This is a genomic window from Phenylobacterium sp., assembly GCF_022402485.1.
Taxonomy (GTDB): domain Bacteria; phylum Pseudomonadota; class Alphaproteobacteria; order Caulobacterales; family Caulobacteraceae; genus Phenylobacterium.
The window spans coordinates 146,786-171,353 of sequence record NZ_JAKRSA010000020.1; the positions used below are offsets into that span (position 1 = coordinate 146,786).

Annotated in this window: 26 protein-coding genes; 18 read left to right on the plus strand and 8 right to left on the minus strand. The window is 64.1% G+C overall.

Going from position 1 to position 24,568, the window contains the following annotated elements:
- Positions 1–16 precede the first annotated feature (16 nt).
- Positions 17–370, plus strand: coding sequence for a hypothetical protein (locus tag MH112_RS07810; RefSeq protein WP_296566128.1), 354 nt, complete (start codon positions 17–19; stop codon positions 368–370).
- A complete protein-coding gene (locus tag MH112_RS07815) occupies positions 370–1,326 on the plus strand; it encodes a sterol desaturase family protein (RefSeq protein WP_296566130.1) in 957 nt (318 codons plus the stop codon). Before MH112_RS07810 ends, MH112_RS07815 begins: the two co-directional genes overlap by 1 nt.
- Here MH112_RS07815 and MH112_RS07820 read toward each other — a convergent pair.
- Genes MH112_RS07820 through MH112_RS07830 form a run of 3 tightly spaced genes read right to left on the minus strand, consistent with a single transcriptional unit; the run spans position 1,262 to position 3,447 of the window.
- Positions 1,262–2,284 (minus strand): NAD regulator, encoded by a 1,023-nt coding sequence (locus tag MH112_RS07820; RefSeq protein ID WP_296566132.1) that lies wholly within the window; start codon positions 2,282–2,284, stop codon positions 1,262–1,264. The two genes, MH112_RS07815 and MH112_RS07820, sit on opposite strands and share 65 nt — an antisense overlap.
- Positions 2,284–2,796, minus strand: a complete 513-nt coding sequence (locus tag MH112_RS07825; RefSeq protein WP_296566135.1) for a hypothetical protein — start codon at positions 2,794–2,796, stop codon at positions 2,284–2,286. Before MH112_RS07825 ends, MH112_RS07820 begins: the two co-directional genes overlap by 1 nt.
- A gap of 6 nt (positions 2,797–2,802) precedes the next feature.
- Positions 2,803–3,447 (minus strand): HD family hydrolase, encoded by a 645-nt coding sequence (locus MH112_RS07830; RefSeq protein WP_296566137.1) that lies wholly within the window; start codon positions 3,445–3,447, stop codon positions 2,803–2,805.
- Positions 3,448–3,563: 116 nt separating this feature from the next.
- On the opposite strand from MH112_RS07830, the gene MH112_RS07835 reads away from it, so the two are divergent.
- The gene (locus MH112_RS07835; protein ID WP_296566139.1) at positions 3,564–4,376 is read left to right on the plus strand and encodes a universal stress protein; all 813 of its coding nucleotides are present in this window, start codon (positions 3,564–3,566) and stop codon (positions 4,374–4,376) included.
- A 14-nt stretch (positions 4,377–4,390) separates the two neighbouring features.
- Positions 4,391–4,762 (plus strand): hypothetical protein, encoded by a 372-nt coding sequence (locus MH112_RS07840; RefSeq protein ID WP_296566141.1) that lies wholly within the window; start codon positions 4,391–4,393, stop codon positions 4,760–4,762.
- A 17-nt stretch (positions 4,763–4,779) separates the two neighbouring features.
- Here the strand turns inward: MH112_RS07840 and MH112_RS07845 are convergent, their stop codons facing one another.
- The 3 genes from MH112_RS07845 to MH112_RS07855 all read right to left on the minus strand — a co-directional run bounded on the left by MH112_RS07845 (position 4,780) and on the right by MH112_RS07855 (position 8,495).
- A complete protein-coding gene (locus tag MH112_RS07845; RefSeq protein ID WP_296566144.1) occupies positions 4,780–5,571 on the minus strand; it encodes a hypothetical protein in 792 nt (263 codons plus the stop codon).
- 79 nt (positions 5,572–5,650) lie between these two features.
- Positions 5,651–6,520 carry a MoxR family ATPase gene (locus MH112_RS07850; RefSeq protein ID WP_296566147.1) on the minus strand — a complete coding sequence of 290 codons (870 nt, stop codon included), beginning with the start codon at positions 6,518–6,520 and terminating at the stop codon, positions 5,651–5,653.
- A gap of 160 nt (positions 6,521–6,680) precedes the next feature.
- Entirely contained in the window at positions 6,681–8,495 is a 1,815-nt protein-coding gene (locus MH112_RS07855) for a tetratricopeptide repeat protein (protein WP_296566149.1), read from the minus strand.
- Positions 8,496–8,692: 197 nt separating this feature from the next.
- On the opposite strand from MH112_RS07855, the gene flbT reads away from it, so the two are divergent.
- From flbT to ssb, 10 genes are all read left to right on the plus strand, one after another.
- On the plus strand, positions 8,693–9,118 hold the full coding sequence (flbT, locus tag MH112_RS07860) for a flagellar biosynthesis repressor FlbT (protein ID WP_296566152.1): 426 nt from the start codon (positions 8,693–8,695) through the stop codon (positions 9,116–9,118).
- Positions 9,078–9,443 carry a flagellar biosynthesis regulator FlaF gene (gene flaF, locus MH112_RS07865; RefSeq protein WP_296566155.1) on the plus strand — a complete coding sequence of 122 codons (366 nt, stop codon included), beginning with the start codon at positions 9,078–9,080 and terminating at the stop codon, positions 9,441–9,443. The genes flbT and flaF overlap by 41 nt, the downstream gene beginning before the upstream one ends.
- Before the next feature lie 283 nt (positions 9,444–9,726).
- Complete coding sequence (locus tag MH112_RS07870; protein WP_296566158.1) at positions 9,727–10,554, plus strand: flagellin; 828 nt, start codon at positions 9,727–9,729, stop codon at positions 10,552–10,554.
- Positions 10,555–10,851: 297 nt separating this feature from the next.
- Entirely contained in the window at positions 10,852–11,679 is an 828-nt protein-coding gene (locus MH112_RS07875) for a flagellin (RefSeq protein WP_296566162.1), read from the plus strand.
- A 146-nt stretch (positions 11,680–11,825) separates the two neighbouring features.
- Positions 11,826–12,095, plus strand: coding sequence for a flagellar protein FlaG (locus MH112_RS07880; protein ID WP_296566165.1), 270 nt, complete (start codon positions 11,826–11,828; stop codon positions 12,093–12,095).
- Between the two features lie 188 nt (positions 12,096–12,283).
- Entirely contained in the window at positions 12,284–13,114 is an 831-nt protein-coding gene (locus MH112_RS07885) for a flagellin (protein ID WP_296566168.1), read from the plus strand.
- Between the two features lie 139 nt (positions 13,115–13,253).
- Entirely contained in the window at positions 13,254–16,034 is a 2,781-nt protein-coding gene (locus tag MH112_RS07890; RefSeq protein WP_296566170.1) for a hypothetical protein, read from the plus strand.
- A 142-nt stretch (positions 16,035–16,176) separates the two neighbouring features.
- Positions 16,177–16,872 carry a hypothetical protein gene (locus MH112_RS07895; protein WP_296566172.1) on the plus strand — a complete coding sequence of 232 codons (696 nt, stop codon included), beginning with the start codon at positions 16,177–16,179 and terminating at the stop codon, positions 16,870–16,872.
- 39 nt (positions 16,873–16,911) lie between these two features.
- Positions 16,912–17,295, plus strand: a complete 384-nt coding sequence (locus tag MH112_RS07900; protein WP_296566175.1) for a hypothetical protein — start codon at positions 16,912–16,914, stop codon at positions 17,293–17,295.
- 98 nt (positions 17,296–17,393) lie between these two features.
- Complete coding sequence (gene ssb / locus MH112_RS07905; RefSeq protein ID WP_296566176.1) at positions 17,394–17,870, plus strand: single-stranded DNA-binding protein; 477 nt, start codon at positions 17,394–17,396, stop codon at positions 17,868–17,870.
- A gap of 177 nt (positions 17,871–18,047) precedes the next feature.
- Here ssb and MH112_RS07910 read toward each other — a convergent pair whose 3' ends face one another.
- Positions 18,048–18,497 carry a DUF3617 family protein gene (locus MH112_RS07910; RefSeq protein WP_296566178.1) on the minus strand — a complete coding sequence of 150 codons (450 nt, stop codon included), beginning with the start codon at positions 18,495–18,497 and terminating at the stop codon, positions 18,048–18,050.
- Between the two features lie 229 nt (positions 18,498–18,726).
- Between MH112_RS07910 and gyrA the strand changes: the two genes are divergently transcribed.
- The 4 genes from gyrA to MH112_RS07930 all read left to right on the plus strand — a co-directional run bounded on the left by gyrA (position 18,727) and on the right by MH112_RS07930 (position 23,516).
- On the plus strand, positions 18,727–21,507 hold the full coding sequence (gyrA, locus tag MH112_RS07915) for a DNA gyrase subunit A (protein WP_296566180.1): 2,781 nt from the start codon (positions 18,727–18,729) through the stop codon (positions 21,505–21,507).
- Between the two features lie 62 nt (positions 21,508–21,569).
- A complete protein-coding gene (coaD, locus tag MH112_RS07920; RefSeq protein ID WP_296566183.1) occupies positions 21,570–22,061 on the plus strand; it encodes a pantetheine-phosphate adenylyltransferase in 492 nt (163 codons plus the stop codon).
- 130 nt (positions 22,062–22,191) lie between these two features.
- Positions 22,192–23,055, plus strand: coding sequence for a peptidylprolyl isomerase (locus MH112_RS07925; protein ID WP_296566186.1), 864 nt, complete (start codon positions 22,192–22,194; stop codon positions 23,053–23,055).
- Positions 23,055–23,516: a peptidylprolyl isomerase gene (locus MH112_RS07930; RefSeq protein ID WP_296566189.1), complete on the plus strand. Its 462-nt coding sequence runs from the start codon at positions 23,055–23,057 to the stop codon at positions 23,514–23,516. Before MH112_RS07925 ends, MH112_RS07930 begins: the two co-directional genes overlap by 1 nt.
- Positions 23,517–23,543: 27 nt before the next feature.
- Here MH112_RS07930 and MH112_RS07935 read toward each other — a convergent pair whose 3' ends face one another.
- Positions 23,544–24,530, minus strand: coding sequence for an endonuclease/exonuclease/phosphatase family protein (locus MH112_RS07935; protein WP_296566191.1), 987 nt, complete (start codon positions 24,528–24,530; stop codon positions 23,544–23,546).
- Between the last annotated feature and the right edge of the window lie 38 nt (positions 24,531–24,568).

The following is a 24,568-nucleotide window of genomic DNA, read 5'->3' on the forward strand; positions in this document are numbered from 1 at the left end:
ACAATTCACCGGCTCGATGACCGCTGTCGCCATACTCGTGGCGCTGGCCGCCCTGGCGCGGATTGGACGCCCGTCCCCTGGCCTTGATGAGGCCCGCGCCAGAACCTTGCTGGGCGAGGACTTCCCCGATCGCAACATCGACCAACTGTGGATCGCCCGGGAAGGGCGGGGTGCCCTGGCCAGGTCCGGAGCCTGCGCCCTGGTCCTGATCCAGGTGGGCGATGGCTATGCCGCGCGCCGGCTCTCCTGGGGTCAGGCCTCCTCGGCCATGTTCCGCAATGGCCGCCTCAATATTCGACTTGATGAAATGGCTGCGCCCCGGGCGGTGCTGGCCTTTGACAACTGGCCGCCCAAGGACCTTGCCGCCTGATGGAAGACTTCAATCCGGTCAGCCTGGCCGTTCCGTTTTTCATTCTGGCCATCGTCCTGGAGATCATCCTGGCCCGCCTGGGCTGGGCGAAGGCCAATTACGAACCCAAGGATACCTTCGCCTCCCTGGCCATGGGCTTGGGCAGTTCGGTGGCCGGCCTGGCCACCGCTGGGGCGATCGTCGCCACCAGCCTCTGGGTCTATGAGCACCGCCTGTTCGATATTCCCATGACGGCGGTCTGGGCCTGGGTGCTGATCTTCCTGCTGGAGGACAAGACCTATTACTGGTTCCATCGCCTGTCGCATGAGCGTCGGTTCTGGTGGGCCAGCCACGTCAACCACCACACATCCCAGCATTATAATCTCTCAACCGCCCTGCGGCAGACCTGGACCGGGGGCGTGGCCGGGACCTGGCTGCTCTGGCTGCCTCTGTCCCTGATCGGGTTCCCCCCGGCCATGGTGGCGATCCAGAAGGGCATCAGCCTTGTCTATCAGTTCTGGATTCACACCGAGGCCATCGGGCGTATGCCCCGCTGGTTCGAGGCGGTGTTTAATACGCCCTCCCATCACCGGGTCCATCATGCGCGCAACCCCCGCTATCTGGACCGCAACTATGCGGGCATCCTGATCATCTGGGACCGCATGTTTGGCACCTTCCAGAGTGAACTCGACGCTGAGCCTTGCCGCTATGGCGTGGTGCGGAACCTGGCGACCTTCAATCCCCTCCGGGTGGCGTTCCACGAATGGGGTGCCATTGGCCGAGACCTTCTGAAGTCCAGGTCGCCGCGGGAGGTCGCGCTCTATCTGTTTGGGCCGCCGGGGTGGAGCCCTGATGGCTCGCGGGAGACCTCAAGCCAGATCCGCGCCCGCTGGGCGAAGGGGCAGGGCGCTGTCAGTCCCGCAGCAGAGGCAGAGACAGTCCTGACACCGGACGGGCGTTCAAGCTCTCCCGCCTGAAGCGGAACAGCTCAGCTGGTCGACCACCGGTGTCGGTGTCGATCCGCCCCAATCCTTCCACGAGACCGCCCCGTTCCAGGGCGCGCCGGAAATTCTGCTTGTGCAGAGGGGCACCGGCGATGGCTTCCACCGCCCGCTGTAGGGCCAGCAGCGTAAAGGCCTCAGGCATCAGTTCGAAGACAACGGGGCGATACTTGATTTTGCCCCTCAGGCGGCTCAGGGCCGTGGCCAGAATACGCCGGTGGTCTGAGATCATCGGAACGCCCAGCGCCGCGCGGAGCGCCTCGGACCTTTCCCCTGAGGCCTCGCCACGGTCACGGGCGGCTTCTGGCGCCAGCGCTGCGCCATAGAGCAGCTCATAGCGTTCGAGGACGCGTTCTTCGTTCCAGGGGGCCCCGTCGAGGGCGAAGGCCAGTCTGGCCCGCGCCAGGCGCAGGTCCCGCTGGGCCGGCGGTGCACGGTCGGCCCAGCGCCGCAGGGCATCTTCGATCAGGGTGACTGCGGCCGGCCGCCCTTGACGCCAATCCTCCCAGGGGAAGAACCGGGTCCAGGGTGCCCAGGCGGTGTCTGGGGCTTCGGTCTCTACGGCTTGGGGCGTCAGGGCCAGGTATCCGACCGAAATCACCCGGCTGGGCGGGATTCCAGGGGCGGTCTCGGTGCCGGTCCCCATGTCGGCCAGGGGGGCGTCCCGCCCGCGATCGCCGAAGGTGTAGAGCTGCTCCACATATCCAAGGTCAAACCGGGTCTGGGCGGTCACGAAGGCGCGCAGGGCAAGCTCGAACGTGCGGTGCCCGTCCGGATCAAAGGGACCAAAGGGCAGGCCTGCTGACGCCGCCGACGGGTCCTGCGCCATCCCCCGCGGACGCACCGTCAGAACCAAGGCCTCGCTGTCGCGCACAGCCACCACCACGGCCGATAGACCAATAACAACCGGGGAGGGGGCTAGGCTGCGGGCCATCAGTGGCGGGGCGAAAAATCGAAGGGTGCGCCCAGGCTGGAATAGCCATTGCCGCCGATGGCGGTAATAGCGTCCACCATCCGGCCACCACGTCCCAGCAGGTCGTCGGCCAGGGCGACGATCCGGCGATTGGGATAGGCATGGGGTGCCAGGCTGCGCAGGGTCCAGGCGATGGCAGCCTCATCGGCTTCCGGGCTTCGGGCGCAGGCCAGGGTGAAGGCGCTGGCCGTGGACCGACTGATTCCGGCCCAGCAATGGACCACCATGGGCGCGCGCTCATCCCAGGTCTGCGCAAAGGCCAAAAGACGGTGGACGAGGTCTTCCTGGGGCGCGGTCATGCCCTCGGCAGGCTGGCTGATATCATTAACCCCCAGCTGTAGATGCCGGTCTGGGGCGACACCGTCCGGAGTTGAGATCATGGTCATGGGGTCGAGCAGGGTGACCACATGCGAGGGTCGCCGTTGGGTGATCACCCGGGGCAGGTCAGCGAGGCCGCAGACGATCATCGTCATCTCTGACTACTCCGGATTGAGGGCCACATCGCCCGTGGCGAATCCCGCCGCCTGAGAGAGTGCATGATACCGCCGAATATAGTGCGCCTGGGCCAGGGAGGCGGTCAGCGGCTCAATGTGCAGATCGTAGCCCTTTGGCGGTGCCCCAAACAACTCGGTGGCTTCCTTGGCCGAAAACCCAGCGAGCTGGGTCGCCTCAAAATAGGCGCAGGCATGGTCGGCCCGTTTGATCAGGGTCTTGACTGGCGCTGGAGCCCTGGCGGGCAAGCCAAACCTCACATGGATCGCCCCCTCCAGACGCTCCTCGAACTGCTTGTAGTCGAGACCAAGCGCCTGCTTGAACGGCGAGATCATGTCGCCGATGACGTATTCGGCCGCGTCATGCAGAAGAGCCGCCAGCCGCCAGCGGGGTTCGATATTGGGCTGCAGGTGGGCGACGATCTCTTCGACCACCATGGAATGCTGCGCCACTGAGAAGGCGTGCTCCCCCACGGTCTGGCCATTCCACCGCGCCACCCGCGCCAGGCCGTGCGCGATATCCTCCACCTCGATGTCCATGGGCGAGGGATCCAGCAGGTCCAGGCGACGTCCCGACAGCATGCGTTGCCAGGCGCGAGGTTCGCGGGGTCTGCCACGCAGCCCTTTCGTCATCGAAGCGTTCCTTCCACACTGCCACGGTCAAGCCTGTTGGATTTGGGCATTGGCACAGATCAATGCACGCTTCGATGGGCAGACGCATCATCGTGGCCTGTGAAAAGGGGAAGCAAATGACCTGGGCGAGAATCATGGCCCCGCTGTCGGGGAGCGAAGGTGACAAGGCCGTGCTTGAGGCCGGTGCTACCGTGGCCGGTGCCTTCGGCGCGCAGCTTTCGGCCGTCTACACCCCTGCCGATGTGGCTGATGTCATGCCGTGGATGGGGGAAGGCTTTATGGGCGGGGTCCAGGCCACAGCGCTGGAGTCCCTCAAACAGGCTGCCGCAGTGGGCGAAACCAAGGCGCGAGCTTCGGTTGAGGCTCTGGCCTTTGAGAACAAGGCCTTTCTGGCGCTACAGACCCCGGTTTGGGCCAATCTTTCCGCAGAGAGCCGCCTGGCCGATGTGGTGGTTTTCAATGATGAGCCCGGCCGCGGCCGTGGTCCATTGGCCGAGGCCTTCCAGGAAGTGCTCGCCGACGAGCAGCGCCCGGTGATTATCGCCCGGCCAGGTCTTAAGATCGGCGGCGTCGTCGCAGTGGCCTGGGATGGCGGCAAGGAAGCCTCAAGAGCCGCCCGACAGGCCGTGCCCCTGTTGCAGAAGGCCAGCAGGGTCGTGATCCTGACGGCACCCCGGGCCACAACCCGAGCCCTCGATCCGGCCCGCCTCCAGGCCTATTACGCCGCCCGGGGCGTCACAGCCGAGTTTGAGATGCTGCCAGACTCCGGCGAGGCGGCCCCAATGCTGCTCTATGCCGCCCAGAAGGCCGGGGCCGATATCATGGTGGCCGGCGCTTTCGGCCACCCGAGGCTGCAGGAGTTCATCTTCGGCGGCACCACCCGGTCGCTCCTGGCAGCAGACTCACCGTCCCTGTTCCTGTCACATTGAGTACGAGGTCGACCATGACCCTTTCACGCATCGTCATGCGGCTGGCCCGCAATCCCGGCACTGAGTTCGCCGGAGGCGACGACCACAGGGGATACAGCCTGACAGCGCCCCTGACCGCCGACGGTTTCCTGGATGAGGCCGCCTATGGTGCCAGAAAGGCCGAGTGCGTCGTGCGCCGCTTTGCCCCAGATGAAGCAGCGGCCGATGGGCGTCTGGCCCGGCGGGGGCGGCATTGGTTCTTCGACTACGATGCTGCCGATACCGACGATGACGAGCCGGTCCATCGTCTGGGGGAGCATCGCTTTGCGATCGGGGAATACGTCACCGTTACCGATGAAGACGGTCGGCCTCTGACCTACAAGGTGATGGAGGTCGTGGCGGCCTGAGACCAGGGCGGGGTCAATCAGACCCCGCCATTGTCCCGTACCAGGTCCTGGATGTCCTCCAGGATCTCGCCTTTTTCATGCTCAGTGGCGGACGTCACCAGGGCCACGGTCAGGGGCCCCGTCTTGGGGCCGCCGGCCTCGAGGCCGACATAGGTGGTTCCCGCAGGTTGCCGTCCGCCAGCCAAAATATAGGTGGCGCGGATTCCCCGGCGTTCCCGGGACAGGGCCTCTCCGCGCAGACGCACCTCTCGGTAGACCTGGACGGTGGCTCCGTCTTCAGAGGCGTCGATATTGATGGGGCCAATCCGAACCTGGGCCTGGTCCTCATTGGCGTCGATCTTGACCCCGGGCATGTTGATGCTGACGGCCTCGTCAGTGGCGTCGATTTTTCCGACGGGAAGGGACATCTCAACCGTCACGTCTTCGCCGCCGGCGTCCGCTTTGGCTTGAGCGATGGCCTGGTTCGCCAGGTTGACCGCTACAGTGAGCTCTTGATCAGCCTGGACAGCGCTTGCCGTTGTCGCCAACCCAGCTGGCGGTGCCGCAGCCTCGAGCTCAGCCTGCAGTTTCGCCAGCACCGCCATGGGATCTCCGCCGGTAACAGGTACCAGGCGCAACTCCACATTGGCCCCATCCTGCGTGCGATACTGGCAGGTCTGGCCGTCGTCGGACTGGCTTATGCGGGTGAGTTCGCCCTTGGTCTCGGGGCAGTTCAGGCGACCGGTCGTCGCTGCGGACTCTGGCGTCTGCGCACAGCCCGCCAGGGCCAGAGCCGCACCAACAGCACCTGCCATCATCAGAGTCTTCATCCGGTCGCTCCCGTATCTCGTCGGGCGACGGTGTACGGGAGCGACCAAGAGGTCGAGTGAAATCGCGGTAAGTTTCCGACTACTGGCCGGGGCGAGAGCCTGTACCCTCGCGCCGCGCCAGGAAGGCCAGCCGCTCAAACAGGTGCACATCCTGCTCGTTCTTGAGCAGGGCACCATGCAGGGGCGGGATCAGCTTGGTGGGATCGCGCTCCTTCAGCGCGTCGGCATCGATATCCTCAACCATCAACAGCTTGAGCCAGTCGAGCAGCTCAGAGGTGGAGGGCTTCTTCTTGAGGCCCGGAACCTTGCGCATGTCGTAGAAAATGCGCAGGGCCTCGGCGACCAGCTTCTGCTTGATCCCGGGATAATGCACTTCGACGATCTGGTTCATCGTGTCGGCATCGGGGAAGCGGATGTAGTGGAAGAAGCAGCGGCGCAGGAAGGCGTCCGGCAGCTCTTTCTCGTTGTTGGAGGTAATGATCACGATGGGGCGGATCGCCGCCTTGATCGTCTCATTGGTCTCGTAGACGTAGAATTCCATCCGATCGAGCTCCTGCAGGAGGTCGTTGGGGAATTCGATGTCGGCCTTGTCGATTTCGTCGATCAGCAGGACGGGGCGCTTGGGGGCGTCAAAGGCTTCCCAGAGCTTGCCCTTCTTGATGTAGTTCTTCACGTCCTTGACCCGCTCGTCGCCGAGCTGGCTGTCGCGCAGGCGGGTGACGGCGTCGTACTCATAAAGGCCCTGATGGGCCTTGGTGGTCGACTTGATGTGCCAGGTGATCAGCTCGGCATCGAGGGCCTTGGCGATCTCATAGGCCAGCACCGTCTTGCCGGTGCCAGGCTCACCCTTAATCAGCAGGGGACGTTCAAGGGCGACCGCCGCGTTGACGGCGACCTTCAAATCTTCTGTGGCGACGTAATCGTCTGTGCCTTCGAAACGCTCGGCCATATGGGCTCCCAATGTCCGCGGGTTCAATGGGGCCCGCGTTCGAACAAATGTTTCAACTGACGCCAACCTAAAGGGCGGCGCGGGACATTCAAGCGGCTTGAGCGTTCAGGGCCACCTTGAAGCGTGTATCCGTCGCTTGGGCGAGGGAGCCTGCGGGGCTTCAGGTGAGATCGGAGCGACGCAGGACAGGGCCATCGGGCTGGCCCAGGGCTGCGGCCATCTCTGACAGCATAGGCGTCCAGTCGCCCAGGGCCTTGGCGGTGAACACCCGCATCTGCGGATACCAGGGGTAATGGTCACTGCCCAAGCGCGGCCAGGCGCCGGGCGCCGAAGTGATCCAGGCATTGGCTCCGCAGGCGCCGGCAAGGTTCACCGTGGCGTTGGGAAAGCCGATGACCAGATCGAGGGCGCAGGTCAGGGCGGCGATCTCGTCCAGATCCTGCTTCAGGTCGATGCCTGGCGGAGTCCAAATTTCCACGCCCATTTCGCGCCGCGCCTGCTCAAGTTCCGCCGCGCAGTCGCCGTACTGCAGATTGATGAAGCTGATTCCCGGAACCGACAGGACCTCTTTCCAGGCCTCGAAGGCCGAGAAATAGCGCCGGCGGGCCCCGTTCATCAGCCCGCTCTTCCACAACAGCCCGACCCTGAGCCCGGCTGGTGCTGCGTCCAGCACCTGTCTCCAATGGGCGATCCGGTCTGGCGCTGGCGTCAGATAGGCAGGCCTGGCTGGGAAGGCCTGTACCGAGCGGCGAAAGCGGCGCAGCAGGGAGCCCATCGGGGCCCAAAGCTCAGGCGGCGAATCTTCGGCGAGGAAGGGTGCCAGCCGCACCGAGCGACCCGCCACCGCAAAGGTGGCGTGCGCACCTACGATGGCGGTGGGGAAGCTCCGTTGAAACAGCGGCACGAGCCTGGCTTCCACCGCCAGGGTCAGGCGTCCGGCAGGCCCCAGGGCCTCGATCAGATCTGGAATGAGGTTGGCGAACATCACCTCGTCCCCCAGCCCTTGTTCGCCGAACACCAGAAGGGAGCGCCCGGCCAGATCATGATCGGGGGTCCAGGGCGCGCCGGGGGACTGAAACTGTGTGCAATCGGCAAACTGCGGGTGCAGGCGGGCCTCATAATCGTCCCAACCCTCGCCCGTGCGCCCGAGCTCCATCAGGATAGTGGCGCGCGACAGCCGCATCATCTCGCGCTCATCGGCGGCTGAGGTTGCGGCCAGGGCAATATCGCAGTCGGCCAGGGCACCTTCCGCATCACCCAGGGAGAGGCGGACATTGCCCCGATTATACTGAGCCTTGGGAAAGGCGGGCTGCAGGCGAAGGGCCTCGTCGAAGAAGGTGTGCGCGGCCTCCAAATCCCCCTGTTCGGTGACGATGGTGCCGAGCGTGTTCCAGGGCATGGCCGCGCCAGGATTGGCTTCGATGGCGGGGCGCAGGATCTCGATGGCTTCCTCGGCGCGATCCTGATCGCGGATGGCGCAGGCGAGATTGTTGGCCCCTTCAGCATGGTTGGGCTTGGCGGCCAGAAAGTGCCGGAACAGTTTTTCGGCCTGGGCTTTCATCCCCATGCGGAAGGCCAACCGCCCCAGATCGTTGGCCACATCTGCCTGGTTTGGCAGCAGGGCCAGCGCCGATTCATAGCAGGTGATGGAGCTGACGAAGTCGCCCGCTCGCTCCCGGGCAATGGCCAGCAGGTACCAGGCAAAGCCATTGCGCTCGTCGTGCTCGAGGGCCTGGAGGGCCAATCGGCCGCCGGTCTCAAAATCCTCGGCCTCCAGGGCGAGCACAGCGCGATTCAAGAGTGGCTCGATCGCCAGGGCTTTCAGCTCACTCATGGCGGCGTTCAGCCGCGCCAGAGCGTCATGCGAGCCGGCCATACCCATGGCGTCGGCGGCTCGGCTGGGATTGATCGGCGTGGCTTGGCCGGCGGAAAGGGCGATAGCCGATGTCTCGCCAGTCCGGCTTGGGCGCGTCATCCCCGACTCCAATTGATGCGTGAACCTGTGGATGCTTCGCGCAATTATGGTTACCCCTTACTTAAGCGCGGCCTTCCGCCGCAGGACGAGCAATGGCTCGTTAACAGTCACCGCCTAGCTTGTGTTTGTCCGCGCGGTCTTTTCTTCTGAGGCCGGTCGGGCACAACGCGTCGGGGCGCGCACATAGGGGTCAAGCATTGCCGCTCAAGCTGTCGCTGAAGCCAGGCGAGAAGTTCGTTTTAAACGGCGCTGTCGTTCAAAACGGCGATCGTCGCTCAACCTTGGTGCTCCAGAACAAGGCATCTGTTCTTCGTGAGAAGGACATCATGCAGCAGGACGAAGTCACGACGCCAGCTCGGCGCGTCTATTTCCCCGTCATGATGATGTATCTGGATGAGGCCAGCGCTGAGCGTTATTACGACGAATTTGTTCGACGTCTGTCGGAGTTCATGGGCGCGGTGCGTAATCCCGCGATCCTGGCCGAATGCGTTTCCATCTCCAAGCACGCCATGACGCGGGAATACTACAAAGCCCTCATGCTGTGCCGCAAGCTTATCGACTACGAGGACGAGGTTTTAGGCAATGTCCCTACGAGCCTACCAGCAGGCGGCGCAGAGAGCTGAGTCCCCGCGCGAGGCAGAGTACCGCCTCTTCGCCCAGGTGACCCGTGCCCTCATTGAAGCGTCAAAAGCCGACCCGTTTGACTTCGGGACCCGCGCCGACGCCCTGGACTGGAACCGACGCCTATGGATGGCGCTCGGGGAAGACTGCGCCAACGCGGACAACAACCTGCCTGAGTCCCTGCGCGCTCAGATCATTTCGCTGAGCATCTGGGTTCAGAAGCACACCAGCGCGGTAATCCGGCGAGAAGATGATTTTGAAGCCCTGATCGATGTGAACCGCATCATTATGCAGGGGCTGTCTCCCAATGCCGCTGAGGCGGCCTGAGGCGCATATCCCGCCCCTGGAGCTGTGAAGGGCCCGGCCGTCGCGCCGGGCCTTTTTCGTTCTCGCACCATTGGTGCCGCATGGGCAGATTTTGTCGGGGTCAATCCTGCCTTGTGGCGTATTGACGCGGCCGAGATCTCAAAAAAAACCAGATAAAACAAATATCTAAGTAGCGCCTGTGACGGCGCCTGGTTGGCGTGGCTATTGCGAGGACTACCTCGGGTCGAGAACGACCCACCGGCGAAAAATTGCCGGTCTCCATTCCAGAACGGAAACCAACATAATGAACTCGGTCAACACCAACGTCGGCGCCATGGTGGCGCTGCAAAACCTCAACAAGACCAACTCGGATCTCGGCACCACTCAGAACAGGATCAACACTGGCCTGAAAGTCGCCAGCGCTAAGGACAATGGCGCTATCTGGGCCATCGCCCAGAACCAGCGGTCCAACTCCGGCGCGCTGAATGCCGTCAAGGAATCCCTTTCGCGGTCAATCTCGACTGTGGACGTGGCGCTCTCGGCGGGTGAAGGCGTCTCTGATCTGCTTCTGCAGATGAAGGAGAAGGCCCTCGCGGCTTCCGACACCACCCTGGATACGGCCAGCCGTACGGCCCTGAACGATGACTTCAAGGCCTTGCGCGACCAGATCACCAAGGTGGTCACCAATGCCGTGTTCAACGGCGCCAACATGATCACGGCCACCACGCCGACTACGGTCGCGGCGCTTGCCAGCGCTGATGGGGTGAACAAGATCACGGTGGCGGCGCAGAACCTGGCGCTTGGTGGAGCCAATGTGACGATTGCGGCGACGGCTTCCATTGCGACCCAGACGACGGCTGCGGCGATGATCGCCACGATCAACACCTCGATCGGCAACGTCTCGTCCGCTCTGTCCAAGCTGGGCACTGGCTCGAAGGCTCTGAACGCGCACCTGTCGTTCGTCGGCAAGCTGCAAGATTCTATCGATGCCGGGGTGGGCAATCTGGTCGACGCCGACCTGGCCAAGGAAAGCGCCAAGCTCCAGTCGCTGCAGACCAAGCAGCAGCTGGGCATTCAGGCTCTGTCCATCGCCAACCAGTCGTCGAGCTCGCTGCTCTCGCTGTTCCGTTAAGGTCTTGAAGCCGGACGGCGCGTCTGCGCCGTCCGGCAGACTTTTTACCGGGCCTTTGCCGCCCGGCGATTTCTGCCGGGTGCTGGTCGGCAGTTTCTGCCCAGCGCCCGATCTCTCGGCAAAATCTGCCGAGTCACAACGTGCCTAACGCACCTATAACGCAATGAATCCAGCAATTTGAGAGCAGGCGCCTCGCCAGGCAAACTTGGCGCGCCTGTTGCTGCCCTATGGCCTGGGCAAAACGCCCGCGGCGGTCAAAACGACGGCCGGTTTCCTTAAGAACAAGGACCTAGGCGCATGAATAGCGTTAACACCAATGTCGGGGCGATGGTCGCCCTTCAGAACCTCAACAAGACCAGCAATGATCTGAGCACTGTCCAGAGCCGTATCAATACGGGTCTGAAAGTCGGCAGCGCCAAGGACAACGGGTCGATCTGGGCCATTGCCCAGAATATGCGTTCGAACTCCGGTGCCCTGAACGCGGTCAAGGACTCCCTCCAGCGTTCGATCTCGACGGTGGACGTGGCCCTTTCGGCCGGTGAGAGCATCTCCGACACCCTGCTCCAGATGAAGGAAAAGGCCCTGGCCGCTTCCGACACCACTCTGGACGCCGCCAGCCGCACGGCCCTGAACGACGACTTCAAGGCCCTGCGCGACCAGCTGGCCAAGGTGGTCACCAACGCCGAGTTCAACGGCGCCAACATGATCAAAGCCACCACCCCGACTACGGTTGCGGCCCTGGCCAGCGCCGACGGCGTGAACAAGATCACGGTGGCGGCTCAGAACCTGTCGCTGGGCGGTGCCAACGTGACGGTCGCTGCGACCGCTTCGATCGCCACCCAGACCACCGCTGCGGCGATGATCACCACGATCAACACCTCGATCGCCAACGTGTCTTCGGCCCTGTCCAAGCTCGGCACCGGGTCCAAGGCGCTGTCTTCGCACCTGTCCTTCGTGGGCAAGCTGCAGGACACGATCGACGCCGGGGTGGGCAACCTCGTCGACGCCGACCTGGCGAAGGAAAGCGCCCGTCTCCAGTCGCTGCAGACCAAGCAGCAGCTGGGCATCCAGGCTCTGTCCATCGCCAACAGCTCCAGCTCCTCGCTGCTGGGTCTGTTCCGCTAACCCGTCTCCGGCCCTGGACGCACTTGTGTCTGGGGCCGGCTGTGGCGGCGGGGAGGGCGACCTTCCCGCCAGCTGCAGTTCTCAATCAGAGGGGCCGGTGACAGAAACGTCCCGGTCATTGTCAGATGGATAATAGAGTGGCGGCTGTGGCGGCCACGAACAGAGCCAGCTTCGAGCGGACCCCGCCTCCAGTGGCCAGGCCCGTCCCGGAAGCCGCTCCGCGACCTGCCGCAAAGTCAGAACAGGCCGATCTGAGGTTGATCATCGAAGAGGACGCCGCCGTCGGCGCCTATGTCTACAAGACTGTTGATCGCCACACAGGCGAGGTGGTCTCGCAGATCCCTCGGGAAGAGGTCCTCAAGATGCGCGACCGCACCGAGTACGAGGTCGGCGACGTGGTGAAGACCCAGGCCTGACGTCGGCTCCGGCTTCCGGGTTCGAAGAACATGAGTCCTTTCAACCGTCTCGGTGGTCCGAGGCGGACGCTGCCCGTTGAGCGTTAACCATCTAGACACCATGATTCCCTAGCTTGGCCCTTGAACAGCAACCCGCGACTCGCCCATGGAGGTGATGCGGGCGGCGGACGACGAAGGAGGTCCGGGCCATGGCGATCGGTGTTCACACCAACAAGTCTGCGTTGATCGCACTGCAGAATTTGAACCGGACCAATGACGAGCTGTCCGGCGTTCAGAATCGCATCAGCACCGGCTTGAAAATCGGGAACGCCAAGGACAATGCCTCGGTGTGGTCCATCGCGCAGGGGCAGAGAGCCGATATCGGTGCCCTTGGGGCGGTGAAGATGAGCCTGAACCGGGCTCAATCCATCTCGGAAGTCTCGATGGCGGCAGGGGAATCGGTCTCCGACCTCCTGGTGCAGTTGAAGGAGAAGGTCGTTGCGGCGATGGACCCTTCGCTGGACGCTTCGTCCCGTACAGCCCTGAACTCGGATTTCAAGTCGATCCTGCGGCAGATCACGCAAGTGGTTGAGAACTCAGAGTTCGATGGCGCGAACATCCTTGATGGGACAATCGCCGGTTCGATCCGGTTCCTCGCCAACGCGGATGCCAACGCCTACATCACGCTTTCGACCCAGAACATGTCCCTGGGCGGCTCCATTATCACCATGGCGGCGACGGCCTCGATCACGACCTCCACCCTGGCGTCGGGCATCCTGACCCAGCTGGACGCGTCGATCGCCAATGTGAATCAATCTCTGGGCAGTCTCGGTGCCCAGGCCAAGCAGATCGAAGCCCACAACAAGTTTGTCACCAAGCTGACCGACGTTCTGACGGCGGGGATCGGCAATCTGGTTGACGCTGACTTGGCCAAAGAAAGCGCCAGGTTGCAGGCCCTGCAGGTTCAGCAGCAGCTGGGGGCCCAGGCCCTGTCCATCGCCAATGAGGCGCCGCAGGTGATCCTGTCGCTCTTCCGCTAAGGCATCATTTCGAGTTGAGCTCATGAAATGGGCCCGGATCCTGACAGGAGCCGGGCCCTTTCCTCGTCTCAGCTTAACCCACTGTAAGCAGTGCCGGGGTGATCATGCAGCCGCGGGCGTCCGTCCGTGAGGAAAGCGCGTGATCAGCTTCGATTCCAACCTGCTGGTGAACTATTACCAGGCCAAGTTGACCGGTCTCGGCGGAGCGTCGGGCGCGGCAACTGGAGGCGTGCCGACTCGCTATGCCCCAACGGCGCCCTGGTCGGCGCAAGCCAAGCCGCCTGATCCGTCCGCCCTGCTCAGGACAGCTCTGCAAGGGGGCAAGCTGATCAATGAGAGCGCGGCGACCCTCGATCTTTCCGGGGCCAGCTCTGACTATAAGAAGCTGTTTGCCCTCTATCAGGGTCTGGGAACCCTCAGCGCCCTGGCCGAGCGGGCCAACACCAAGAATCTGTCCAGCTTCGAGTCCTCGCGCATTCTCTCGGCCTTCACCAAGGGCATGGCCGAGGTGTCGGCCTATGTGGGCACCGCAAAGCTGGACAATGCCCGCCTGGGCTTCGCCGAAGTGTCTGACACCGCCCGGGCCACGATCGGGATTGCCCGGGGCAAGAGCGAGTATGTGACCGCCCCCCTGGTCACCGGCGTGGCCAACACCGCCGTCCCAGCCTTCCAGGGGGATGTGCGCTTCAATATCGGCATCCAGCAGATCAATGCGAGCCAGACGATCCAGATCGATCTGGCCGAGATGGGCGTTCAGACGCGGACGCTGCCCAATGTGATCAATCACATCAACGCCAAGCTAGAGGCCGCCGGAGTCACCACCCGCTTTGCCCAGGAGCGCATTCCTGGCGCCGAGCGCTCGTTTCAGTCCGGTGGGCGGACCATCAAGTTGGCCGCATCGCCTGATCAGTGGGCTATGAAGGTCAAGACCGACATCACCGAAAAGGTCTCGTTCCAGGCCGTCGACACTGCACCCGCGGTTTACCTGACCCAAAAGGTCGGAGACCCCGATCCGGACGGAAAGCCGGACACCAATGACGGTGTCCAGGTCAATCAACTGCTGAAGTTCCAGACCGAGACCGGCGTGGTGGCCGCGCCTCCGCAGCCGGCGGGAGAGTCCAACTGGGTCGAGGGCCGGGTCTTCGCAAAGCCGCTCGCCGGCAAGATCGAGACCGTGCGGGCCACACAGGTGGGGCCTGATGGCGCAGTCTATGTCCTGGCTGACGTCACCGGTGAGGCCGGCGGACAGTCGATCAAGGGCGAGCGCGATGTCGCCCTGATGAAGTACGATTCGGCCGGCCAGCTGCTGTTTACCCGTGTCCTTGGTGCCTCTGAGGACGCCAAGGGTCTGGCCCTGGCTGTGTCGGCGGATGGCAAGGTGGCGGTGGCCGGTGCCGTGACCGGCGGCTTGAACGGCGCGGTCGATGGTCCTCTCAATTCAGGCACAACGGCGGCCCTGGCTGAAAATAGCGACAGCTTCGTCACCGTGTTCAATGACAAGGGCGAAGAGCTCTGGACGGCCAGACGTGGTGCGCGTCTGGAGGACGAGGCCAGCCAGATCGCTTTTGGCGCCAATGGGAACGTCTATGTCGCTGGCCGGTCCAAGTCGACCATGCCCGGTGCCACGGCCCATGGCGGCTGGGATTCCTACGTCCAGGGCTTTGGGGTCAATGCCAGGGGCGAGCCTCAGTCTCTGTTCACTCAATCCTTTGGCAGTGCGTCCGATGACCGGCCAGCTGGGCTGGTGGTCGACGGGACCTCACTGGTGACGGCAAGCATCGAAGACGGTCGGGCTATTGTCCGGCGCTTCGATGTCTCTGGCGGCGCGCCGGTTCAAACCGCGCAACGTGATCTTGGCGACCTGCAGGGTGGGACGATCACCGGTCTCGCCCTGGATGGCGGTCAGGTGGTGATCGCCGGCTCCACCCGAAATGCGGCCCTGAATGCCGGCAATGTCACCCGCGCTCATGCCGGCGGGATCGATGCCTTTGCCGCTCAGATTTCATCCAGCCTGACCGCTGGGCCCTCTGACGCTGTGGCCTATTATGGCGGGGCAGGGGACGATGAAGCCGCCGGCATGGCGGTCTCCAACGGCCAGGTCTGGCTCACAGGAAAGGCCGGCGGTGCCCTGCCCAATCTGACCGCCATGGGCAAGGCGGACGGCTTCCTGGCGCGCCTGAATGTGGCGGCGGGCTCCATCGACTGGGCCCAGCAGTTCACGGGCAAGGACGGCCATGCAACGCCTGGTTCCATCGCTGTGGCCCAGCAAGGCGCGAGCGTTCTCGATCGGTTGGGCCTGCCCACGGGCGAGCTTTCGTTTGGCGGGTCTGCCAAACTCACCGCCGTGAGCGCCTTGCGGGCCGGCGACCAATTCAACATCACTGCCAATGGCGGCCGGCCCCGGGCCATCACCATCGCCGTCGATGAGACCCTCGAGAGCCTGATGCTCAAGATCCGGCGGGCGACAGGGTTCCAGGTCAAGGTCGATACCGCCGTGACTGAAGGTGTGCGCCGGTTGCAGATCAAGCCGCTCAATGATCGCTCAGTGATCGAGCTTTCCCCCGCGGCCCAGGGACAGGACGCCCTTTCGATCCTGGGCCTGAAGGAAGGCGTGATCCGGGCCAGTAAACTGGAGGACGGTAAGACCGTTGCCGCCGATGGTCAGGCCAATTTCTACGGGCTTGGACTGCACTCCAGGATCAATCTCGGCACCCCCGAGCAGATCCGACACGCGATCTCCGAGCTGACCCAGGCCCAGGGGGTCATTCGTCGTATCTATTCCGACCTGCGCGACGCCGCGACGCCCAAGAGCGTCCTGGCTCAGCGGAACGCCGCCAGCAGCGGCCCGGCGCCGGCCTATATGACCAATCGGATCGCCAACTATCAGGCGGCCCTCGACCGACTTACCGGGGGTGGGTAGCGCCTTCTTGAAACCGTCGCGGGGGCGGTCTAGAGCCGGCGGTTGATCACACAGACTTGTGCTGTGCGGTGCCAAAGGCAAATTTTCGGCGCGCGGCAACCGCTGATGTGGTCTTTGGCAGGAACCCCGCGTGCGAGGCCCCATGGATTTCCTGAACGACCGTCGCATTGTGCTGTCCCTGATCGGCGGCGCCCTGGCGCTTCTGGCCGGTATGGGCATTGCCGTGGGCCTGCTGGCCCGGGGCGGGGATGAGCCTCAGGAGGCACCACCTGCTTCCAAGGCCGGGTTAGTCGTTGAAACCACCGACATGGATGAAGGCCGTCTGGACCCAGCCCGCCCGCTGCGCTGTTTCGTCAGCGGTCAGTTCGTTGGTGAGTTGACCTTGACCGAGTGCGCCCAACGCAACGGTGTGGCCACGGGGGCCCTTGACGTTGGGGTTGATGAAACCGGAGCCCTGGCCGCCGCCGATGCTGCCGGTACTGTGCTTACCCCACTGCCGCCGCCGGTGGAGACGGTGACCCCTGCGGCCCAGCCACCTGTTGAACTGGCTCAGAGCACGCCAACGCCAGGACCTGGTGCTCCGGCCCAGCCCGCCGGGGCATGCTGGCGCTACGCTGAATCTGAGTGGCGCCGGATGCCCGGCGACCTGACCTTGAACGCCTGTGTCCAAGCCCTGTTTGCCGGCCGTTGCGAGCCTGCGGGGTCGGCGACCTATGGGCGGTGGATGCAACAGACCCTGCGTTTGGTGCCGGGACGGGTAGAGGTGTCGGCCGACAATCGCCGCTTCCGAACCCTGGCTGACCAGGGGCCTGGCTGCACCCTTCCTCAGATCGGTTGATCACTCGCCCCAGCAGCAATCCGGGTGTAGGATTTCACCATGTTGAGAACCGTCATCCTCCTTGGCGTCTGTGCCCTGGCCCTTGGTGCCTGTCAGAAGCGAACCACGCCCCCCGGTGACCCGGGCATCTGTTATCAGGTGGTGCGGACCCCTGAGGGGACCTTAAGGTACAATAAAATCCCCGGAACTCAGCCGGACCTGGAGCATTGCGCGGCGGCCCTGGAAGCTATCCGTGTGCGGTTCCTGCAGATGGGGGGTTCCACCCACACCCTGGTCGGCGCCTATCAGAGCAACTTCATCTTTCTGCAGCGCGAGGGCATCTTTACGGCCCCGTCCTGGGAGCAGAATCGCTATCTGGCCCTGGTGCGCACGGGTGATGGGCGCCTGGCCATTCCCGGCGCCATGCCCCGACCGGCTCAGTGAGAACGTAGGCAGAACAAAGGCGTTGATCCCGCCGTTCGACCGGGCTAGCCTTCGGGGTCGCCCGATTATCTCTTTTGCGCAACTTCAAGGACATCCACATGGCGGGCAGCGTAAACAAGGTCATTCTCGTCGGGAATCTGGGCGCTGACCCGGAAATCCGCGCCCTGTCGTCCGGTGATCGGGTGGCCAATCTTCGCGTTGCAACCTCGGAGACCTGGCGCGATCGCGCGTCCGGGGAGCGCAAGGAGCGCACCGAATGGCACCGGGTGGTGATTTTCAATGAGAACCTGGTGAAGGTGGCCGAGAGCTATCTGCGCAAGGGCTCAAAGGTCTATATCGAAGGGGCTATCCAGACGCGCAAATGGAGCGACCAGAGCGGCGTCGAGAAGTTCTCCACCGAGATCGTGCTTCAGAAGTTCCGCGGTGAACTCACCATGCTCGATGGTCGCGGGGGCGACGGGGATGAGGGCGGCGGCGGCTCTGGGGGCGGTTTCTCCTCCAGTGGTCCGCGCAGCCAGCCGTCCGGGCCGCGCGAGGACTTCTCCGCCGATCTGGACGACGAAATCCCCTTCTGATCTCCGGCTTAGGGTCTGGCCCAACCGCGGACGGCCGGCCTGGTGGGCCGGCCGTTTTGCTGAGCCTCGCTCGGGTGTTTTCGGTGGGGCTTTCAGATAGACGCGGAGCGGGCGCTTGCTCCGAAAGCCCCTGGCAAACTTCGCCCCTTTGAGGGCCCGGCACCTAGGGCAGATCGCCTAGTCCGTGGCGTCCTTGGGCGGGCAGGTTTCGCTAAGCCGGCGAGCTTCGGTACTGGCGCGGCCTGACACCGGGATCCCGGCAAAGGTGGTGGCGATGTTGGCGACCAGCTTGAAGGTGGTGGGAGTGAAGTTACCTTCACCTGAAACGGCAACCTCTCGACCTTTCTTGCTGACGCAGGAGCCCTTCAAAAGGATCTTGCCGCCGGCGAAGGACCGCGTGGGGTAGGTGCAGGTGTAGTGCCGATTGCTTGGCCCCATCATGAACTTCTCCACGTCAGCCTTTGTCAGGCAACGCTTTTCCACATCCGTGGTGCGGATCGGCGACAGCATCCGGTTCGTGCTTTCCCAATAGCCCGGCAGGATTGAGTCAGCCGCCGCTGCCGGGCCGGCGAGGGCCAGAAGTGCCAGGGCCAAAGGGGCCAGGGCGGAGGATGCAGCATGGGTCATGTTCATGTCCTGACTAATCTAGGTGGCAGCCATAGGCCCTTCAACCTGAACCAATCCTGTCACCGGCAGGATTGGCACCGTCCTTGGGGGGTCCTTGAGGGGGTTTGAAGATCCGTCAGATGGGCTCTGCCGCAGGGAGAGCCCCGGTGCACGAAGTTGGCGCAACCGCGCGAGGGTGCTAACACCTCATTTCCGATTTTGTGTCCGATTCTGACGGCTTTTCCCTGCTTTGACAGACGATCTCCATACCCCACCGGAAGATGGCCGGCGCGGGGGCATCGCCCCTATCGCCATCGAAGACGAGCTGAAGCGCTCGTATCTCGACTACGCCATGAGCGTCATCGTCAGCCGGGCCCTGCCCGACGCCCGGGATGGTCTCAAGCCGGTCCACCGTCGCATCCTCTTCTCCATGAGCGAGCAGGGCCATACCCCTGACCGCAGCTATGTGAAGTCGGCTCGGGTGGTCGGTGACGTGATGGGTAAGTATCACCCGCACGGGGACGCGGCGATCTATCTGACCATGGTCCGCATGGCCCAGCCCTTTTCCATGGGGCTGCTGCTGATCGACGGCCAAGGTAATTTTGGCTCGGTGGATAATGATCCGCCAGCGGCCATGCGCTACACCGAGTGCCGTCTGACCAAGGCGTCCATGTCGGTCCTGGCCGATCTCGACAAGAACACCGTCGACTTCAAACCCAATTATGATGGCTCAGAACATGAGCCGGCGGTTCTGCCGTCGCGGATCCCCAACCTGCTGGTCAACGGCGCGGGCGGCATCGCTGTGGGCATGGCGACCAATATCCCGCCGCATAATCTGGGCGAGGTGATCGACGCCTGTCTGGCCTATGTCGACAATCCGCAGATCGGGATCGAGGAACTGGCCGACATCGTACCGGGGCCTGACTTCCCAACCGGTGGCGAGATCATGGGCCGGGCGGCCTCACGCCAGGCCATGCTGACAGGCCGCGCGTCTGTGGTCACCCGCGGCAAGGCGTCTGTCGAAGAGATCCGCAAGGACCGCGAGGCCATCGTCATCACCGCCTTGCCCTATCAGGTGAACAAGGCTGGCCTCGTGGAGCGGATCGCCGAGCTGGTGCGCGAGAAGCGCATCGAGGGGGTCGCCGACCTCCGCGATGAAAGCGACCGCGACGGCATGCGCGTTGTGGTGGAGATCAAGCGCGACGCCTCGGCGGAGGTTCTGCTCAACCAGCTCTATCGCTTCACCCCGCTGCAGTCCTCCTTTGCGGTGAACATGCTGGCCCTGGACCGGGGGCGCCCGCGGGAGATGAACCTCCGCGACCTGATCGTGGCCTTCATCGAGTTCCGCGAAGAGGTGGTGGTCCGCCGCACCAAGTTCGAGCTGTCCAAGGCCCGCGACCGTGGCCACGTCCTGGTCGGCCTGGCCATCGCCGTGGCCAATATCGATGAGGTGATCCACATCATCCGCTCGTCCCGGGATCCGGCGGAAGCCCGGGAACGGCTGACGGCGCGGGCCTGGCCGGCCGGGGATATGATGCCCCTGGTGGACCTGATCGCCGACCCCCGCACCATCCTGGAGGATGGTGATCAGATCCGCCTGACCGAGGAGCAATCCCGGGCAATCCTGGCCCTGACCCTCTCGCGTCTGACCGGCCTTGGCCGCGATGAGATCTTCGGCGAGGCCGGCGAACTGGCTGGGGCCATTCAGGGCTACCTGGCCATCCTCGCCTCCCGCGAGCGGATCATGGGCATCGTCCGTGACGAGTTGATCGAGGTGAAGACCGCGTTTGCCGTGCCGCGCAGGAGCGAGATCCTCGAAGGCGGCGGCGACATGGACGATGAAGACCTCATCGCCCGCGAGGACATGGTCATCGCTGTCACCCATTCGGGCTATGTGAAGCGCACCCCGCTGGCCACCTACCGGACCCAGCATCGCGGCGGCAAGGGCCGCTCGGGGATGTCCATGAAGGACGAGGACGTGGTCACCCGCGTCTTCTCCGCCAATACGCACACCCCGGTGCTGTTCTTCTCCTCGGGTGGCAAGGTCTACAAGCTGAAGGTTTGGCGCCTGCCGGTCGGTGCGCCGAACTCTCGCGGCAAGGCTTTCGTCAATCTGCTGCCCATTGAAACCGGCGAGGCCATTACCTCGATCCTGCCCCTGCCGGAGGACGAGGCCAGCTGGGATCAGTACGACATCATGTTCGCCACACGCTCGGGCAATGTCCGGCGCAACAAGCTGTCGGACTTCGTGCAGATCAACCGTAACGGCAAGATCGCCATGAAGCTGGACGAAGGCGACGCCATCATTGGCGTGGCGGTCTGTCAGGCTGACCAGGACGTTCTGCTGACCACGTCAACGGGTCGCTGCATCCGCTTCTCGGTGGAGGATGTGCGCGTGTTCGCCAGCCGGGATTCCACCGGCGTGCGCGGCGTGCGTCTGGCTGAGGGCGACACGGTCATCTCCATGGCCATTCTGCGGTCGGTGGACGCCACGCCGGCAGAGCGGGCAGCCTATCTGAAGCATGCGACGGCGACCCGCGCGGCGGAGTCTGGTGAAGCTGAAGAGCTGACCGCGCCTGAATCCGAGGACGATGAGGCCGAGAGCGCCGTCGACCAGGCCCTGTCCCTTGAGCGCATTGCAGCCCTCGGCGCGGCCGAGGAGTTCATCCTCACCGTGTCTTCCGAAGGCTTCGGCAAGCGCAGCTCGGCCTACGATTTCCGCCGCACCGGTCGTGGTGGCCAGGGACTGATCGCCCAGGACCTCACCAAGCGCGGCGGGCGCCTGACGGCCTCCTTCCCCGTGGATGAAGGCGATGAAATCCTGCTGGTCACCGACCAGGGACAACTGATCCGCACCCCTGTGGCCCAGGTCCGCATTGCGGGGCGCAACACCCAAGGGGTGACCATCTTCCGCACCGCGGCCGACGAGCATGTGGTCTCGGTGGAGCGTCTGATGGAGGGATCCGACGGCGCTGTCGCAGAGGGCGAAGGGATCGAAGACGACGGCTCGCCCGACGTCAGCGAGGATTAGGTCTTGCATTCGTCGTGTCGTGCGGCGAAAGCCGAACGAACTAAGACACGGGGAAACGTCGCATGACCCGCATCGGGCTGTATCCGGGCACGTTCGATCCAATCACCAATGGCCATTCCGACATCATGGGTCGGGCGGTGAAGCTGGTGGACAAGCTGGTGATCGGCGTCGCCATCAACGCCGGCAAAGGTCCCATGTTCTCCCTCGAGGAGCGTGTGGCGATCATCAAGGCCGAAACCGCGCCTCTGACCTCGGCCATCGAGATCGATGTGCAGCCCTATGAGGGGCTGACCTTGCAGTTTGCCCGCCAGATCGGGGCGACCATGATTATCCGGGGCCTTCGGGCCGTGGCGGACTTCGAGTACGAGTTCCAGATGACGGCCATGAACCAGCAGCTTGATCGTGAGATCGAGACGGTTTTCCTGATGGCTGACCCGCGACATCAAGCCATCGCCTCGCGTCTCGTCAAAGAGATCGCCACCCTCGGCGGCGAGGTGGGCAAGTTCGTCAGTCCGAGGGTCAAGGAAGCTCTGATGGCCAAGGTCCGCGGCTGATGGGGCAGGGCGAAGCCTTCGCCAATCCCATGGGTGCGGGGTGCCTCGGCTTTGTTGAACAAGTTGGTCCAGGCGGTTGGGAATCCAGGCGGTCTGGCGGTCCAGGCTCCTGCTGATTGCGAATAAGTCCATGATCCGCACTTCACTCATTGTGGCCCTCGCCTTGGCGGCGGCCACCCCCGCTTTTGCCCAGCGCGCAAACTTGCCCGCCGAGCCGGCCGCCCTTGGGGCACCGCGTGCCGGCGACTGGCGTGTGGCTGATGCTGAGAATGTCGTGGTGATCGACACCAATCGGGGGGTGATCTTTGTGGAGCTCGCTCCGCGACTGGCCCCGACCCATGTGGAGCGGATCAAGACCCTGACCCGTCAGGGCTTCTATGACGGGCGCAGCTTCTTTCGGGTCATCGACGTGTTCATGGCCCAGACCGGCGACCCCCTGGACACTGGCGCTGGCGGCTCGGAGCTGCCGGATCTGACCGCAGAGTTCACCTTCCGGCGCGGGGCGGGCGATCCCTTCGTCGCGGTGGCCGATACCGGCGGCAGCCAGACCGGCTTTGTCGGCGTCATGCCGGTCATGACCCAGAGCCCGATGCTGATGGCCATGACCGCCGATCGCAAGATCACGGGCTGGGGGCTGTACTGCCCCGGCGTGGCTGGCATGGCCCGGGGTTCAGAAGAGAATTCCGCCAACAGCCAGTTCTTCCTGATGCGTCAGGCCTATCCCTCCCTTGAGAAACGCTACACCGCCTTTGGCCGGGTGGTGGCGGGCCTTGAGGTGGTGCGGGCCATAAAGACCGGCGAGCCTGTCGCCGCGCCCCAGGATCAGATGACCCGGGTGCGAATGCTGGCAGACATTCCTGCGGCTGAGCGCCCGACGGTGCGGGTGGTGGACACCGCCGGCCCCTGGTTCGCGGCTCAGGTGGCGCGGATGCGCGCCGAAGACGGGGCGGATTTCTCCGCCTGCAATCTCAAAATCCCTTCCGAGGTAAAGTGATGGATTCCGAAAACACCCTGATCATGACGCTGGAGTCCGGCGTGGTGACGATCACCCTGCGCCCGGACCTGGCGCCGGGGCATGTGGCCCGCATCAAGGAACTGGCCCGGGAGGGCTTCTATGACGGCGTGGTCTTCCATCGGGTGATCCCGGGTTTCATGGCCCAGGGTGGCGACCCCACGGGCACGGGTTCAGGGGGCTCAAAGAAGCCGAACCTGAAGGCCGAGTTCAATCCTGAACCCCATGTTCGCGGGGTCTGCTCCATGGCCCGCACGGCGGTTCCTGATTCCGCCAACAGCCAGTTCTTCATCTGCTTCGACGACGCCCGCTTCCTGGATGGCCAGTACACGGTGTGGGGTGTGGTGTCCGAAGGCATGGAGCACATCGATGCCCTGCCCAAGGGCGAGCCCCCGCGCAGCCCGGGCAAGATCGTCTCCATGAAGGTGGCGGCTGACGCCTAAGGCGTCGCCACCTCTCCCGGCCGGCGCTCAGTCGGCCGGGGCCAGGGTCACGACTACGGGAAAGTGGTCGGAGCCCAGGGAGGGCCCTCGCTCTACCTGGACCGTGCGCCACCCGTCCCCCGCATAGACGTGGTCGATGGCCAGGATGGCCAGGGGCATGTGGACATTCCAGCGGGAAAACGCCCTGGCTGGCCAGGTCAGCATGGCACGATTGCGCCGCGAAAGGCCAAGCGCTCGATCCTGGCGGCGCAGGGAGAACGACCAGGGCGTAGAGTTGAAGTCCCCGGCGATGATCAGCCGCTCCTTGTCATAGAGCTCGGCGATCCTGGCCAGCCGCAGGCTCTGCTGTTGCTGCGGCCCGGCGGGAATGGGCCAGGTGTAATGGGCCCCAATCACCGTGAAACGGCGTCCTGAGGCCTCAAAAGTCGCCCGTGTGGCCGGGAAATAGGCCCCCTCAGTGACCTTGGGCAGGCCGCCGGAGACCGGCGCGACCTTGCTGTAGATGACCACCTCACAATTGTCCTCGGGGTCACAGGTTCGGTGGAACGCCCCCCGGGCCTCGAGGGCGCGCTGGAACTGTCGATTGGATTCCTGGGCGACAATGATGTCGGGGTCCTGGGCGACGAGCCAGTCGGCGGTTTCATCCAGGGTTTCGTTGCGTCCACCCCAGCTGTTCATCTGGATGATTTTCAGCTCACTCCCGGCCGGCGCTGGGTCGGCAAGCGGGCGGATGTTTCGAGACATCTCCGGCAGGACCAACAACGCCGCCAGGACGAGGCCGGCGGCGGAGGTCGCCAGGGTGAACCTCCGCAGGCGGGTCGCCGGGGTTAGGGCCCCAAGCAGGCCGGCAAGGATCGCCAGGACCAGGAAGACCGGGGTGAAGTGAGTGATGATGTCCAGCCGGTCGCTGAAACGTCCCCCTTGTGCGAGCAGCAGCACCCCGGCCGCCAGCACCGCCAGAGCAGCGGCAGCGTCCTCGACGATACGGGTAATGACGACTCGAATGAGACCCATGACCGGGCTCTAACATGAGGCCGGGCTTGACGCGCGGG

Coding starts and splice junctions, on each gene's coding strand:
- MH112_RS07830 (WP_296566137.1), bottom strand. CDS start 3,447: ATGACGAAAGGGCTGCGTGGCAGACCCCGCGAACCTCGCGCCTGGCAA.
- MH112_RS07810 (WP_296566128.1), top strand. CDS start 17: ATGACCGCTGTCGCCATACTCGTGGCGCTGGCCGCCCTGGCGCGGATT.
- MH112_RS07855 (WP_296566149.1), bottom strand. CDS start 8,495: ATGACGCGCCCAAGCCGGACTGGCGAGACATCGGCTATCGCCCTTTCC.
- MH112_RS07900 (WP_296566175.1), top strand. CDS start 16,912: ATGTTGAGAACCGTCATCCTCCTTGGCGTCTGTGCCCTGGCCCTTGGT.
- MH112_RS07825 (WP_296566135.1), bottom strand. CDS start 2,796: ATGACGATGATCGTCTGCGGCCTCGCTGACCTGCCCCGGGTGATCACC.
- flaF (WP_296566155.1), top strand. CDS start 9,078: ATGTCCCTACGAGCCTACCAGCAGGCGGCGCAGAGAGCTGAGTCCCCG.
- MH112_RS07885 (WP_296566168.1), top strand. CDS start 12,284: ATGGCGATCGGTGTTCACACCAACAAGTCTGCGTTGATCGCACTGCAG.
- MH112_RS07935 (WP_296566191.1), bottom strand. CDS start 24,530: ATGGGTCTCATTCGAGTCGTCATTACCCGTATCGTCGAGGACGCTGCC.
- MH112_RS07930 (WP_296566189.1), top strand. CDS start 23,055: ATGGATTCCGAAAACACCCTGATCATGACGCTGGAGTCCGGCGTGGTG.
- MH112_RS07840 (WP_296566141.1), top strand. CDS start 4,391: ATGACCCTTTCACGCATCGTCATGCGGCTGGCCCGCAATCCCGGCACT.
- MH112_RS07845 (WP_296566144.1), bottom strand. CDS start 5,571: ATGAAGACTCTGATGATGGCAGGTGCTGTTGGTGCGGCTCTGGCCCTG.
- coaD (WP_296566183.1), top strand. CDS start 21,570: ATGACCCGCATCGGGCTGTATCCGGGCACGTTCGATCCAATCACCAAT.
- MH112_RS07870 (WP_296566158.1), top strand. CDS start 9,727: ATGAACTCGGTCAACACCAACGTCGGCGCCATGGTGGCGCTGCAAAAC.
- MH112_RS07910 (WP_296566178.1), bottom strand. CDS start 18,497: ATGACCCATGCTGCATCCTCCGCCCTGGCCCCTTTGGCCCTGGCACTT.
- MH112_RS07925 (WP_296566186.1), top strand. CDS start 22,192: ATGATCCGCACTTCACTCATTGTGGCCCTCGCCTTGGCGGCGGCCACC.
- MH112_RS07875 (WP_296566162.1), top strand. CDS start 10,852: ATGAATAGCGTTAACACCAATGTCGGGGCGATGGTCGCCCTTCAGAAC.
- MH112_RS07895 (WP_296566172.1), top strand. CDS start 16,177: ATGGATTTCCTGAACGACCGTCGCATTGTGCTGTCCCTGATCGGCGGC.
- MH112_RS07815 (WP_296566130.1), top strand. CDS start 370: ATGGAAGACTTCAATCCGGTCAGCCTGGCCGTTCCGTTTTTCATTCTG.
- MH112_RS07850 (WP_296566147.1), bottom strand. CDS start 6,520: ATGGCCGAGCGTTTCGAAGGCACAGACGATTACGTCGCCACAGAAGAT.
- MH112_RS07835 (WP_296566139.1), top strand. CDS start 3,564: ATGACCTGGGCGAGAATCATGGCCCCGCTGTCGGGGAGCGAAGGTGAC.
- ssb (WP_296566176.1), top strand. CDS start 17,394: ATGGCGGGCAGCGTAAACAAGGTCATTCTCGTCGGGAATCTGGGCGCT.
- MH112_RS07820 (WP_296566132.1), bottom strand. CDS start 2,284: ATGGCCCGCAGCCTAGCCCCCTCCCCGGTTGTTATTGGTCTATCGGCC.